Origin of the sequence: Paenarthrobacter sp. CCNWLY172 (genome assembly GCF_037402035.1) — a bacterium.
Taxonomy (GTDB): domain Bacteria; phylum Actinomycetota; class Actinomycetes; order Actinomycetales; family Micrococcaceae; genus Arthrobacter.
On the sequence record NZ_JBBEGB010000003.1, the window covers coordinates 206,535 to 219,396 of the forward strand.

Here is a 12,862-nt window from a genome sequence, read left to right on the forward strand (position 1 = left end):
GCTGCTGCCAGTCTACTGTGGCCGCGGTTCCCCGTCCGCTGTGTCCGTCACAGTCCCCGCCGCCGCGGTGAGCCGGTGGGAGAGATGGCGGGCGAATGACCTGAACTCCTCCGGTTCCAGGATCTCGAAGTCCATGTCCAGTGCGGCAAGGTAAGCGGCCGGTGCAGCAAGGTTGTCCCACCCGGAACGGAGGATGGTTGCTGCCGGACCGTCAGCGGCCAGCGTCGCGTACTGTGAACTGACGACGGCGGCCACCTCCGCGAGCGGCGCGCGGAGCCGCACCACGACGTCGAACCTGTAGGGGGAACGGGTGATGGACTGCTGCACGTAGGCTGCAAGGTCTTCGGCAGGCAAGGGGCGGGGCAGGTACTTTTTGCGTTCGGACGGCAGGGAAGCAAAACGATCCGCGCGGAAGGTCCGCCAGTCGTCCCGTTCCACATCCCAGGCGACCAGGTACCAACGGCGGCCGGTGTCCACCAGCCGGTAGGGTTCCACGAGGCGGCGTGCCGATTCACCGTCGGACTTGACGTAGTCAAAAGAGATCTGGCGCCTGTCCGATATCGCGGCTGAAACCACCGTCAGCTGTTGCGGGTCAACCGTGGCCGCGTTGCTGGGAAGGGTGGTGACTGCTGCTTTCAGCATGGCGAACTTCGGGCGCAGCCGGGAAGGCAATACTTGTTCCAGTTTTGCCAGGGCACGAACGGAGGCCTCGCCAATGCCGGCGACGGGTCCCGCAGCTACGGAGTTCAACCCCAGTGCAACTGCCAGGGCTTCGTTGTCGTCCAGCAGCAGGGGCGGCAGCTGCGCACCGGCCCCCAGTTGGTAACCGCCTGCGATCCCCGGGGACGCATGGATGGGGTATCCCAGGTTACGGAGCTTGTCGACATCGCGGCGCACGGTCCGTTCGGTGACGCCCATGCGGTCCGCCAGAGCCGGACCTGTCCATTCCCGGCGCACCTGCAACAGTGACAACAGCTGGAGGAGGCGGGCAGAGGTTTGGATCATGCAAGTGAATCTAGTCCATCTCGCTTCGGCACGGACGACAGTTCCACTACCTGTGGCAGGTAGAAAGACGCCCGCCGTTCGGGGAATCTGCGCAAAATTCCGTGAACGGGCGGGCGTCGGGTGGACAATGTGGGTTGCCGGCGTTGGCTGGTGGGGTTGGTTTTGACGAAGGTGTGCAGTGAGCCTGCATGTCCTAGTAGATGCGGGGGTTCCAGTACGGGGTGCTGGGAGCGTCGAAAGCGCTCCAGGGCTCCTTGGACTGGATGGGCGGGTTATGGCCGCGGCCATCCTTCAGCAAGGCTGAAACAGTGGCCGCGACGGCGGTGATGAGGACTATGAAGAGGATGATTCCGAAGATTTCCATGCCTCCAGCCTGCTCCTGTGGAAGGTCAAGAAACAGTGGCAGAAATGCCCCATTTAGATAATTTTCTGCCACACTGGAGATATGTTGAAATCAGTGGCGGTGATCGTTGTTCCCGACTTCTCGATCTTCGAATTTGGCACGGCTTTCGAAGTTTTCGGCATTGACAGATCGGATCGGGGCGTTGGAGTTCCGGCCTTCGACTTCCGGGTATGCGCGCCGGAGCCCGGGGATATCCGCATGAAGTCCGGGCTGTCCCTCCACGTCAACCTGGGCTTGGAAGCAGCCGCTGATGCGGACCTCGTCATCATGGCGCCTTTCGGCCGGGACCGGGACGTCCCCGAATCGGTCCTGGACGCTCTGCGGGCAGCCCACGCACGGGGCGCATGGGTGATGTCCATCTGCTCCGGGGCCTACGCCCTGGCCCGTGCTGGATTGCTGGAAGGGCGTCGGTGCACCACGCATTGGCACTATTCACAGGATCTGTCCAGCCGATACCCCGGGGCCATCGTGGACGAGAACGTCCTCTATGTGCAGGATGGAACCATCATCACCAGCGCAGGCACGGCGGCCGGCATCGACGCCTGCCTCCACTTGGTTCGGGTCGAGTTGGGAGCCAACGTAGCTGCCGCCATTGCCCGGGACATGGTGGTTCCGCCGCATCGCGATGGCGGCCAGGCCCAGTTCATTGACCGGCCCATGCCTCGATGCGGATCCGCGCCCATGGAGGAACTCCTCCGGTGGATGGTTGAGCACCTCGACGAGGAACACAGCGTGAACGAGTTGGCGGCCCGCCTCCACATGTCACCGAGGACCTTCGCCCGCCGCTTCAGGGCAGAGACGGGAACTACTCCGGCTGCCTGGCTGAACTCGCAGCGGGTGCTCAGGGCCCAGGAACTCCTGGAGACCACAGAGCTGAACATCGACGAAATTGCCAGGGAAGCGGGGTTCGGACATTCTGTGCTGCTCCGCCACCATTTCACCAAGGTGCTGGATACCAGCCCGCAGAGTTATCGCCGTGCTTTCCGTGGGCAGTTGGCGGAGGCTATTTAGGGACGCGCTGCGTTCAGTACGCCCTTGGCTGTCAGCGTCTGCCTCCCAGGCGGCCGCGGGACTCAGAGCCCTCGGCTTTGGCGCATTCCACCAGTTCCTGCCAAGGCCCGGTGACGGCGCGGTCCGGGAGGGTGGCCCGGCGTTGGCCTGCCCTGATGGAGTACATGAACCTGTCCGGTTGGTTGGCCGCCCGTGACTGGCTCTTGGCTTCCTCCCATGGGCAAGCCTCAACCATGGGAACCCACCGTTCCTTGTCATCGGGGGAGACTGCGTCCACGCTCCAGACGCGCGTCATCGCTGCAATTCCCCCACTGCGTTGGACGGTGATCTTCATGGCCGGCTGCTTCTCGTTCGACGTTTCCTCGTCAGCCAGCCAGCGGGACCGCACCAAGCTGTCCGGTCCGCCGACCGACTAAACCTTGACCTTCACAGTCTCCCACGCCTTGAGGACGGCGTCATGCTCCGCGGAACCGGATCCGAAAAGTTCCCCGGCGGTGGCCACGGTGGTCTTCGCGAACTTTCCAAAGGTGCAGGTCGCGGGGAGGGAGCCGCTGGTCAATGTTCCGTACCAAATCTGGCCGGGCGCCTCCCACGCATTGCCACCGAGTTCCGAGGCCACCACGTAGAAAGCCTTGTTGGGGATGCCGGAGTTGATGTGCACCCCACCGTTGTCCGCGCTGGTGCGCACGTAGGTGTCCATGGAGTCCGGCTGGGGATCCTTGCCGAGGACGTCGTCGTCGTAAGCGGTGCCCGGCGCCTTCATGGAGCGCAGGGCAGCGCCTTGGACCTGGTCCGTGAAGAGACCCTCACCGATGAGCCAGCTGGCTTTCGACGCAGTCTCCTGCTTCAGGTACTGCTCCACGAGGACACCGAAGACGTCAGACATGGACTCGTTGAGTGCACCGGCCTGGTTCCGGTACGCAAGATTGGCCGTGTATTGGGTCACCCCGTGGGCGAGTTCGTGGCCGATGACACTGACGGACTTGGTGAAGCGTTGGAAGATCTGGCCGTCGCCATCGCCAAAGACCATTTGCGATCCGTCCCAAAAGGCGTTGTCGTAGAGCTTTCCGTAGTGGACAGTGGCATCGAGGGCGAGGCCCGCATCATCGATGGAGTCCCTGCCGAAGATTTCCCCATACAGGCGGTGTGTGCTGCCAAGGCCGTCGTAGGCCTCATCCGCCGCCATGTCCCCAACAGGCCCGGCGCCTTCCTTACGGACAACACGGCCGGGCAAGGTCTCCGTGGATTCGGCATCGAAAATAGTCCGCTTGGGCGGGCCCGGCTTTGCCTGGCGGGCACTGGGCGGCGCCGCAGGGATGGGCGCTGTGCGGATGGCCTGCAGGTCTTTGATGTGCAGCAGCGACTCCTTTGCTGCCCTGGCCACGGCCCGCAGCCGTGGCTCGCTCTGGGCGGCAATCCTGCGAAGCATGTACGGAGGAACGATCGAACACATCACGGCAAACCCCTTTGGCTATCGGAAAGACCAACTGGATTCAGCCTAAAAGCAGGCTCCGACAATATCGCGGTGAACGTCCGGCAAGCCCCGAACTGATAGCCGGCACCGGAACACAAAAATACCCCGCCAGTTCACTGGCGGGGTATTCGTTGTGCCCTCGATAGGATTCGAACCTACGGCCTTCTGCTCCGGAGGCAGACGCTCTATCCCCTGAGCTACGAGGGCATCCAGGGTTCCCTCCGTTGCCGGTGGGACGTCCTAGAGCTTAGCAGTCACTGCGCCGCAAATGAAAACCCGACCCACCGGCGGCAATCCCCGCCCTGGACCACCGGACCGGCCCTTCGCATCAGTACCCGGCGAACGAATCGACGTGGATACGGCGCGCCCCTGCAGTGCGGGCAGCGGCACGCAGCGAATCAACGCTCGCTGGTGAGCCGGAAACGAAAACTTCGCGATCGGCAATGTCGGGGACCAACTCCTTAAGGCGTTCCGCGTCGATTCTGGCGGCACCGGCGTCGACCATGAACGCCGGGGGAGCGGAACCGTCCGCCAGCCTGGCGATCACCCTGGCCCCGGAGGCTTCCAGCTGCTCCACGCCGGCCAACTCATCGCGACCTTTGGCGAGGTACATCACCACGGTGTCGCGGGGCGCGGCGTCAGCGGACAGGTGCGAGAGGAACGGCGTAATGCCGATTCCTGCAGCGATCAGCAGGACCGGTTTGCCGGCGTCGTGCGGTAGAACAAAGTCCCCGCCTACGGCCGTGGCAGAGAGTTTGTCGCCGGGTTTCAAAGCCAGCAACGCCTTCTTTGCCGTGGACAGCGGCTCGGCCGTGCCAACTCCAAAGGTCACTTCCGGGGCGCCCGGGGCGCTGGTGATACTGAAGACCCGCCGGCGGCCCTTGCCGTCGGAAGCCCGGTGCGGCAGGTTGAGCTCCATGTACTGGCCTGCAGCAAACCGCACCGGGCGCTGTGGCTCAAACCTGAACTCCGTGCTGCCCGGGGTCAGGGCACGCGAACCTTTGAACGTCAGTTCCACCCCGCCACGCTGGCCCAGGAAGAAGGCCAGGAGGTTGCCCAGCAACAAAGCGAGTTCGGGGGAGTTGGCAACAAAGCCGAAGTTATATGGAACCGCAAACACAACACCCACCACACCGGCAAGGGCCAACTGCTGCCAGCGGCGGGGAGGGAGGGTGAGCGGTTCCGAGAGCATGAAGCCCACGAAAAACAGCAGAGGCCTCTGCGCCAAGGACTGCCACAGTGCCTGTCCGAAGCTCATGCTGCGGCTCAGGAGCTCCACGGTGATGATGCCGGCAGCCACCACCAGGAAGACTGTCGCCATCAACATTTTTCGCGTGCGGTACAGAACAACCAGCACGCCGGGAACCAGGAGCCACAGCATTGCCGGGGTCGCAGCCCACCACGTGGCGATGTTCAACCCGGTCAGGCCAGTGACGAACGCCCCGGCCGCGGCCGGATTAAAGATGTGACGCCCACGGAAGGCCAGCGCATATTTGGAGACGCTGGCCACCACGCAGGCCAGGGCCACGCCTGTCATGTCAGTGACTCCGAAGGCGGGCCAGAACAGGAAATAGAGCAGCAATCCCGTAATCAGGGAGGACTCCGTGTGCGGCTGTAGGCGTAAGATCAACGCCAGCAGTCGGTTGGACGCGTACGTTACCGTCAGGCAGAGCGCCAGATGCACCAGCATCTCGGGGAGGCCGAACGTCAGCCAGCCCAGAATGTTGAGGAGCATGCTGTAGGCCACGAGCGCACCCAGCACCCACAGAATCAAGCGGTACATCGTGAAGCGGCCCAACCAGGTGTCTACGCGGGACTTAGCGGCAATCATGTGAACAGTCTCCCCTCGAAACGGTGCGAAAATGTGGCGGCACCACTGGAGGACACCTTGAGCCAGGAGAAATCGAACTCCTCCTGCAACTGGGCCGGTTCAAGCATGAACAAGGCAGTGGCCAACGCATCCGCCACCAATGCGCTCGCAGCCATGGTCCAGGTAGCCACCATGGTGTGGATGGGCCGGCCTGTAGTCCCGTCCAGGACGTGGTGCAGGCCATCGCCCCAGGCGCGCCGGTTGGAAGCCGAAGCGCAGAGGGCTGAATTATGGAGCTCAACAGTGCCTATGGCCTGGCCGGGATTATAGGGATGTTCCAAGGCGACCATCACAGGGTGGGTGCCCGCATGGAGCATGTCGCCGCTCCCATCCACCAGGAATTCAGAATGGCCGGTTGACTGCAGGATCCCGCCCAGCAGGTCCACCAACTGCCCCTTCCCCGCAGCCCCAATGTCCAGGACCACTGCTTCGGTGACGGTCAGTGCCGTATCCGTCCACTCAAGGACGTCTTCCCAGCGTGGCGGGGCCAGGGGATCTCCGGAGGGGGCCAACGTGTAACCCGGATCGTAGCCAAGCCTTTCCAGGCTGCTGCCGATGAGGGGGGTCATGGCGCCCCCGCTGAGCCGATACAGGGCGGCGTAGACCTCATGGAGGGCTACGGCATGCCCGGGCAAGGTAATCCTGCCGGGTTCGCGGGACAGGCCGGACACCAGGGAGTCCGGCCTGAACCGCGAATACGTCGCGTCATAGTCACCGACTGTTTCCAGCAGTTGGTGCCGCACCGCGGGTGCCAGCGCCTCCGGCGTCGAAATCTCCCACCGCGTCCCGATGCCGTCAAAACTGAAGGAGCTCCAGTCCGCGTGCGGCATGGTGCTACTTGGCCTGGGACTTGATCTGCTTCACGGCATCGTTGAACCCGCCGGACGTCAAGGAGGAACCAGCCACCTTGGAGACATTGAGTTCGTCGATGTTCTTGCCAACAATCTGCGCCGAAATGCCGCTGGCGAACTCGCCTTGGAACTTCTTGGTGTTGGGGTTCGAAGGGTGCGTGGTGATGTTGACCGCGGACACCCTGTCACCGGCAAGCGTCAATTCCACGCCCACGGTCTCCTGGCCATTGGGCGAGGTGTACGTGCCGTCGGCGCTGTAGGTTCCGTCCTTGTATACCGAGGTGCCCGCGGCAGTGGAGCCGGACGCGGTAGAGGAAGAGGTGGGGCTGGACGTGCTGGCCTGGCCGCCATTCTCGGCAGCCGGCGTGGATTCAGCGGACGGGGACTGCGCAGACGGCGCGCAGCCCGCCACGGCACCAATGAGTGAAAGGCCGGCAATTCCGGAGTAAATGCTCTTGCGGAGTGGCGTAGTCATGGTTCTGCTCGTTTCAACTGGACAAGAAATGGTCATGGGATTGGTACTCGCGGGATGACGGACGAGGCCACCTCCTACGTCTTCACAACGTTGAATTCAGCGTAATGGTTCAGTCTGTGGCGCCCGATATACGTTCCTGTGCGTTGGCTGTGTCCACATTGTCCACATAAGCGACCCTCAATTCCGCGACTTTGCGGGCCCCCGGTAGGCTAGATGCGTGACTCCCGAAGAACTCTCTGCTGCCATATCCGCCTGCCTTAAGGACGCCGTCTCTACCGGCGAAATTACCTTGACGGAATCTGCCGTGCCCGATTCCGTGCGAGTGGAGCGACCAAAGAACCGGGATCATGGAGACTGGGCCACCAACATCGCCCTGCAACTCTCCAAGCAGGCCGGGATGAATCCGCGCGAATTTGCCGGGATCCTCAGCAATCACCTCCAGGGCATCCCCGGTGTCACAGGGGTGGAAATAGCCGGTCCCGGCTTCCTGAACATCACAGTGGACGCCGCCACCGCCGGTGCCCTGGCAAAGGCCATCGTTGAGGCCGGATCCAGCTACGGCACCAACCAGGCGCTCGCGGGACGCGTGGTCAACATGGAATTCGTGTCCGCGAACCCCACAGGACCGTTGCACATTGGGCACACCCGTTGGGCAGCCTTGGGCGATGCGATCGCCAGGGTCCTGCGCGCCTCCGGTGCAAACGTCACCGCTGAGTACTACATCAACGACGCCGGCTCGCAGATGAATGTCTTCGCCAACTCTGTCCTTGCCCGGCTGCACGGCCGCGGCGTCCCTGAGGGCGGCTATCCGGGTGAATACATCCGAGAGCTCGGCGACGAAGTCCTGAAGGCCCACCCCGGCATCCGGGAACTGACGGACGAGGCCGCCCTCCCTGTGATCCGTTCGGCTGCCTATGAGGCACAGATGGCGGACATCAAAACGACCCTGGCGGACTTCGGCGTGGAGTTCGACGTCTTCTTCTCGGAGAAGGAACTGCACGACGCCGGTGCGATCGAATCCGCTGTTGCCCGCCTTCGCGAGCAGGGCCACGTCTTTGACGACGGTGGTGCCGTGTGGCTGCGCACCACCGACTTCGGTGACGACAAAGACCGCGTGATGATCCGCGCCAATGGCGAACCGACCTACTTCGCCGCGGACGCTGCCTACTACCTTTCCAAGAAGGACCGTGGTTTCACTGAGAAGATCTACCTGCTCGGCGCCGACCATCACGGCTACATCAACCGTCTGAAGGCCATTGCGGCCTGCGCGGGCGATGATCCCGAGGCCAACATCGAGGTTCTCATCGGCCAACTGGTCTCGGTAAACGGCGCAAAGCTGTCCAAGCGTGCGGGCAACATCATTGAGCTCAAGGACCTCATTTCCTGGCTGGGCAAGGATGCCGTGCGCTACTCCCTGGCCCGTTTCCCGGCCGACTCGCCGCTGACGCTGGATCCGGAGTTGCTGAAGAAGCACAGCAACGAGAACCCGGTATTTTACGTGCAGTATGCCCACGCGCGGTCCCGCGGCACGGCACGCAACGCTGCCGAAGCCGGTGTAGAACGCCAGGTTGATGGAGTGGATGCATTCGACGCATCGCTCCTGGACCACGCCACGGAAAATGAGCTGCTGTCCTATCTGGGCAGCTACCCGTCCATCGTGGCCAAGGCTGCTGAGCTGCGCGAGCCGCACCGTGTGGCGCGCCACCTGGAAGTCATTGCCGGGGCCTACCACCGCTGGTATGACGCCTGCCGGGTGTCGCCGCAGGGTGACGATCCCGTCCTTGATGTGAACCGCACGCGCCTGTGGCTCAATGACGCCACCAGCCAGGTACTTGCCAACGGACTCGAACTGCTGGGCGTTTCGGCGCCGGAACGGATGTAGGGCAATGAACACAGCAGCTGATCACGCTTCTCCGCTCGCTCCCGAATGGTTGGCCGTACCTGAGGACCTCAACGCACTGCAGGAACCCCTGTGGGCCGCCGGAGTTGGAAAGAACGACGCCGGTGAGGTCACAGTTGACGGTTTTTCCGTCAGTGAGCTCAAGGAACAGTTCGGAACTCCACTGTTTGTCATGAGCGAATCGGACTTCCGCTCCCGCGCCAGGGCATTCAAGGATGCCTTCGACGCCGCCTTCGCCGATATTTGCGGGGGAGTGGACGTCTACTACGCCGGGAAGTCCTTCCTGTGCACCGCCGTGGCAAGCTGGGTAGCAGAAGAGGGCCTGCGCCTGGATACCTGTTCCGGCGGCGAACTAGCTGTCGCTGCACGTGCGGGAATTGATGGCTCCAATCTGGGGTTGCATGGCAACAACAAGTCGGACGCGGAGATCAACCGCGCCCTGGACATGAAGCTGGGCAGGATCGTGGTGGACAGCCTCGATGAGCTCGAGCGGGTTGCCAAAATAGCTTCCGGCCGCGGCGAGGTTGCCAAGGTCATGCTGCGCCTGACACCTGGTGTGCATGCGCATACCCACGAGTTCATCGCCACCGCACACGAGGACCAGAAATTTGGCCTCTCCATGGCGGAAGACTCCACCGAGGAAGCTGGTCTTTCGGCAGCCGAGGAAGCTGTGGCAGCAGCCACCTCCTACTCAAGCGTCGAACTGCTCGGCCTGCACTGCCACATCGGCTCGCAGATCTTTGAGCCGGATGGTTTTGCCGTCGCTGCGGAGAAGCTTCTGGGTTTCCTCGCGGCCATGCAGACCAAGTACTCCATTGTCCTGCCGGAACTGGACCTCGGGGGTGGCTATGGCATCGCGTACACCCCGGTGGACACACCCCGCCCACCGGCCGAGATCGCGGAGGCGATGGCCGCCGTCGTGCGTTCCACATGCGCCAGGTTGGACATCACGCCGCCGCGCATCTCCATCGAACCTGGACGGGCGATCGTAGGCAGCACTACGTTCACGCTTTATGAAGTAGGCACCCTCAAAACCGTGCGGGTTGACGCCCCTGAGGGTGAGGACGGTCAAAAGAACGTTACGTATCCGCGCCGTTATGTGTCAGTGGACGGCGGGATGAGCGATAACGCCCGTCCGGTGCTGTACGACGCGGATTATTCGGCGATTCTGGCTTCTCGTGACTCCTCAGCGGCTCCCCAGCTGTCCCGCGTAGTGGGCAAACATTGCGAGAGCGGCGACATAGTTGTTAGAGATGTATATCTGCCCGCGGATGTGGCAGCCGGTGATTTGCTCGCAGTACCGGGTACCGGCGCCTACTGCTGGGCCCTCTCCAGCAACTACAACTACCTGGCACGGCCTGGCGTTGTCGCTGTACGCGACGGAGCTGCCCGGCTGATTGTCCGCGGGGAAACCGAAGAAGATCTCTTGAACCGCGACATGGGAGTGGCGAATGTCTGAAGTGCGAACCTTGAAGGTGGCCCTGCTGGGCTGTGGCAACGTTGGGGCCCAGGTCGCGCGGATTCTGATTGACGACGCCGACGCCCTGGCCGCCCGCAGCGGCGCCCGCCTCGAACTTTCGGGCATCGCCGTACGCACCATCGATGCCCCGCGTGACGTCGAACTGCCGCGTGAACTTTTCACCACGGATGCCGACACCCTGGTCAAGGATGCAGACCTGGTCATCGAACTCATGGGAGGCATTGAGCCAGCACGTTCGTTGATCCTGACGGCCATCCAGAACGGCGCATGTGTTGTCACCGGCAACAAGGCCCTGCTCGCGCAGGACGGCCCCACCCTGTACGAAGAGGCTGACAAAGCCGGTGTCCAGTTGTCTTACGAAGCCGCGGTAGCAGGTGCCATCCCCATCCTGCGCCCCATCCGCGACAGCCTGTCCGGCGATCGCATCACCAGGGTCCTGGGCATCGTCAACGGCACCACCAACTTCATCCTTGACCAGATGGACACCACCGGTGCCCAGTTCTCTGACGCACTGGCCGAAGCCCAGCGGCTCGGATACGCCGAAGCGGATCCCACTGCCGACATCGAAGGACACGACGCCGCGGCGAAGGCAGCCATTCTGGCCTCCCTGTCCTTCCACACACGCTTTTCCCTGGACGATGTCTACTGCGAAGGCATCACCAAGGTCAGCGCGGCGGACATCGCCTCTGCCAAGGAAGCCGGATTCGTCATCAAGCTCTTGGCGATTGCCGAGAAGATCGACTCAGCAGAAAACGGCGGCGGCATCTCAGTGCGGGTCCACCCCACACTGCTGCCGCGGGAACACCCGTTGGCCGCCGTCCGCGGCGCCTTCAACGCAGTCTTCATCGAGGCGGAGAACGCCGGCGAACTGATGTTCTACGGGCAGGGTGCAGGCGGAACTCCTACCGCCTCTGCCGTACTTGGTGACCTCGTCTCCGCAGCGCGGCGCCTGGTCCTTGGTGGCCCGGGCCGCACGGAAACCACCACGGGGCACGTCCCGGCGCTGGCCATCGACGCATCCAACACCAGCTACTACATCGGATTGGACGTAGCTGACCAAGCCGGCGTATTGGCGCGGATTGCGCACATCTTTGCGGAAAACGGTGTCTCCATCGAGATCATGCGGCAGACGATCCACCGCGACGCAGAGTCGAACGTTGAATCGGCTGAGCTGAAGATCGTGACGCACCGTGCATCCGAAGCTGCACTCGCAGCAACCGTCGAGGCCGTCAAGGGCCTGGACGTCATCAATTCTGTGACATCCGTACTGCGGGTAGAAGGGGTCTAAGTGGCTCACCAATGGCGCGGAGTAATCCGCGAATACGCTGATCGTTTGCCCGTAACGGAAGCCACCAAGGTCATTACCCTCGGCGAGGGCGGCACGCCCCTGGTCCATGCACGGCAGCTCTCCGAGCTCACCGGTTCAGAGGTGTACCTGAAGGTTGAAGGCATGAACCCCACGGGTTCCTTCAAGGACCGTGGCATGACCATGGCCATGACGGCAGCAGTTGAAGCCGGGGCCAAGGCAGTGGTCTGTGCGTCCACCGGTAACACCTCTGCCTCGGCAGCTGCCTACGCCACTGCGGCCGGGCTGAAGTGTGCCGTTTTGGTTCCCGAAGGCAAGATCTCCATGGGCAAATTGAGCCAGGCGATCGCGCACGGCGCCACCTTGCTGCAGGTTGACGGCAACTTCGACAACTGCCTGGACATTGCCCGCAAACTGGGTGAGTCCTACCCGGTGTTCCTGGTGAACTCCGTCAACCCCGCCCGTATCCAGGGCCAGAAGACCGGTGCCTTCGAAATCGTCGACTCACTCGGCGATGCTCCTGACATCCATGTTCTGCCTGTCGGTAATGCCGGCAACATCAGCGCCTACTGGAAGGGCTACAAGGAATATTCCGCGCCCTTCGAGACCGCCAACGGGACCTTGGCGGCTGTCGCCACCAAGACGCCCATCATGTGGGGCTTCCAGGCTGCAGGGGCGGCGCCATTTGTTGCCGGACACCCGATCACTGAGCCGGACACCATCGCGACTGCCATCCGCATCGGCAACCCGGCGTCCTGGGACACCGCTGTTGCCGCCCGCGACGAATCCGGTGGCCTGATTGAGGCCGTTACGGATGATGAGATCCTGGCTGCCCACCGCTGGCTGTCCGCCAAGGAGGGCGTCTTCGTGGAACCCGGCTCCGCTGCCGGCGTCGCAGGCCTCATCAAGAAGCACGCTGCAGGCGAGGTTCCCTCCGGGAAGACCATCGTCATCACGGTTACCGGTCACGGACTCAAGGACCCGCAGTGGGCCCTCCGCACTGACGATGGCAGCGATGTTCAACCCGTCAAGGTGCCGAACGATGTCGTCACCGTTGCCGCAGAACTGGGACTGGAAGAAAAGTAAG

At 63.0% G+C, this 12,862-nt stretch carries 12 protein-coding genes and 1 tRNA gene; 5 read left to right on the top strand and 8 right to left on the bottom strand.

The genetic code is table 11. From position 1 onward, the window contains the following. Positions 1 to 12 precede the first annotated feature (12 nt). The gene (locus WBN73_RS05765) at positions 13 to 1,005 is read right to left on the bottom strand and encodes a helix-turn-helix transcriptional regulator (protein WP_207593920.1); all 993 of its coding nucleotides are present in this window, start codon (positions 1,003 to 1,005) and stop codon (positions 13 to 15) included. A gap of 193 nt (positions 1,006 to 1,198) precedes the next feature. Next, positions 1,199 to 1,369: a hypothetical protein gene (locus WBN73_RS05770; RefSeq protein ID WP_198318235.1), complete on the bottom strand. Its 171-nt coding sequence runs from the start codon at positions 1,367 to 1,369 to the stop codon at positions 1,199 to 1,201. Between the two features lie 81 nt (positions 1,370 to 1,450). Here WBN73_RS05770 and WBN73_RS05775 point away from each other — a divergent pair, with 81 nt between their 5' ends. Beyond that, a complete protein-coding gene (locus WBN73_RS05775; protein ID WP_207593919.1) occupies positions 1,451 to 2,419 on the top strand; it encodes a GlxA family transcriptional regulator in 969 nt (322 codons plus the stop codon). Positions 2,420 to 2,450: 31 nt separating this feature from the next. Here the strand turns inward: WBN73_RS05775 and WBN73_RS05780 are convergent, their stop codons facing one another. From WBN73_RS05780 to WBN73_RS05805, 6 genes are all read right to left on the bottom strand, one after another. After that, a complete protein-coding gene (locus WBN73_RS05780) occupies positions 2,451 to 2,753 on the bottom strand; it encodes a protealysin inhibitor emfourin (RefSeq protein ID WP_207593918.1) in 303 nt (100 codons plus the stop codon). Positions 2,754 to 2,831: 78 nt separating this feature from the next. Beyond that, positions 2,832 to 3,872 carry a M4 family metallopeptidase gene (locus WBN73_RS05785; protein ID WP_242703335.1) on the bottom strand — a complete coding sequence of 347 codons (1,041 nt, stop codon included), beginning with the start codon at positions 3,870 to 3,872 and terminating at the stop codon, positions 2,832 to 2,834. 155 nt (positions 3,873 to 4,027) lie between these two features. Next, a tRNA-Arg gene (locus tag WBN73_RS05790) sits at positions 4,028 to 4,100 on the bottom strand. A 121-nt stretch (positions 4,101 to 4,221) separates the two neighbouring features. Then, positions 4,222 to 5,724, bottom strand: coding sequence for an FAD-dependent oxidoreductase (locus WBN73_RS05795; RefSeq protein WP_337339716.1), 1,503 nt, complete (start codon positions 5,722 to 5,724; stop codon positions 4,222 to 4,224). Beyond that, complete coding sequence (locus tag WBN73_RS05800; RefSeq protein WP_337339715.1) at positions 5,721 to 6,593, bottom strand: FAD:protein FMN transferase; 873 nt, start codon at positions 6,591 to 6,593, stop codon at positions 5,721 to 5,723. The genes WBN73_RS05795 and WBN73_RS05800 overlap by 4 nt, the downstream gene beginning before the upstream one ends. Before the next feature lie 4 nt (positions 6,594 to 6,597). Further along, positions 6,598 to 7,089, bottom strand: a complete 492-nt coding sequence (locus WBN73_RS05805; RefSeq protein ID WP_207593915.1) for an FMN-binding protein — start codon at positions 7,087 to 7,089, stop codon at positions 6,598 to 6,600. Positions 7,090 to 7,306: 217 nt separating this feature from the next. Here WBN73_RS05805 and argS point away from each other — a divergent pair, with 217 nt between their 5' ends. From argS to thrC, 4 genes are read left to right on the top strand one after another with little or no spacing between them, the layout of a single operon-like run. Beyond that, complete coding sequence (argS, locus tag WBN73_RS05810) at positions 7,307 to 8,971, top strand: arginine--tRNA ligase (protein ID WP_207593914.1); 1,665 nt, start codon at positions 7,307 to 7,309, stop codon at positions 8,969 to 8,971. Between the two features lie 4 nt (positions 8,972 to 8,975). Continuing rightward, on the top strand, positions 8,976 to 10,448 hold the full coding sequence (lysA, locus tag WBN73_RS05815) for a diaminopimelate decarboxylase (protein WP_337339714.1): 1,473 nt from the start codon (positions 8,976 to 8,978) through the stop codon (positions 10,446 to 10,448). After that, entirely contained in the window at positions 10,441 to 11,757 is a 1,317-nt protein-coding gene (locus WBN73_RS05820; RefSeq protein ID WP_207593912.1) for a homoserine dehydrogenase, read from the top strand. Before lysA ends, WBN73_RS05820 begins: the two co-directional genes overlap by 8 nt. Next, on the top strand, positions 11,758 to 12,861 hold the full coding sequence (gene thrC / locus WBN73_RS05825) for a threonine synthase (RefSeq protein WP_207593911.1): 1,104 nt from the start codon (positions 11,758 to 11,760) through the stop codon (positions 12,859 to 12,861). Position 12,862 lies beyond the last annotated feature (1 nt).

Coding starts and splice junctions, on each gene's coding strand:
- WBN73_RS05765 (WP_207593920.1), bottom strand. CDS start 1,005: ATGATCCAAACCTCTGCCCGCCTCCTCCAGCTGTTGTCACTGTTGCAG.
- WBN73_RS05795 (WP_337339716.1), bottom strand. CDS start 5,724: ATGATTGCCGCTAAGTCCCGCGTAGACACCTGGTTGGGCCGCTTCACG.
- WBN73_RS05780 (WP_207593918.1), bottom strand. CDS start 2,753: ATGAAGATCACCGTCCAACGCAGTGGGGGAATTGCAGCGATGACGCGC.
- WBN73_RS05820 (WP_207593912.1), top strand. CDS start 10,441: ATGTCTGAAGTGCGAACCTTGAAGGTGGCCCTGCTGGGCTGTGGCAAC.
- WBN73_RS05785 (WP_242703335.1), bottom strand. CDS start 3,872: ATGTGTTCGATCGTTCCTCCGTACATGCTTCGCAGGATTGCCGCCCAG.
- lysA (WP_337339714.1), top strand. CDS start 8,976: ATGAACACAGCAGCTGATCACGCTTCTCCGCTCGCTCCCGAATGGTTG.
- WBN73_RS05775 (WP_207593919.1), top strand. CDS start 1,451: ATGTTGAAATCAGTGGCGGTGATCGTTGTTCCCGACTTCTCGATCTTC.
- WBN73_RS05770 (WP_198318235.1), bottom strand. CDS start 1,369: ATGGAAATCTTCGGAATCATCCTCTTCATAGTCCTCATCACCGCCGTC.
- WBN73_RS05805 (WP_207593915.1), bottom strand. CDS start 7,089: ATGACTACGCCACTCCGCAAGAGCATTTACTCCGGAATTGCCGGCCTT.
- WBN73_RS05800 (WP_337339715.1), bottom strand. CDS start 6,593: ATGCCGCACGCGGACTGGAGCTCCTTCAGTTTTGACGGCATCGGGACG.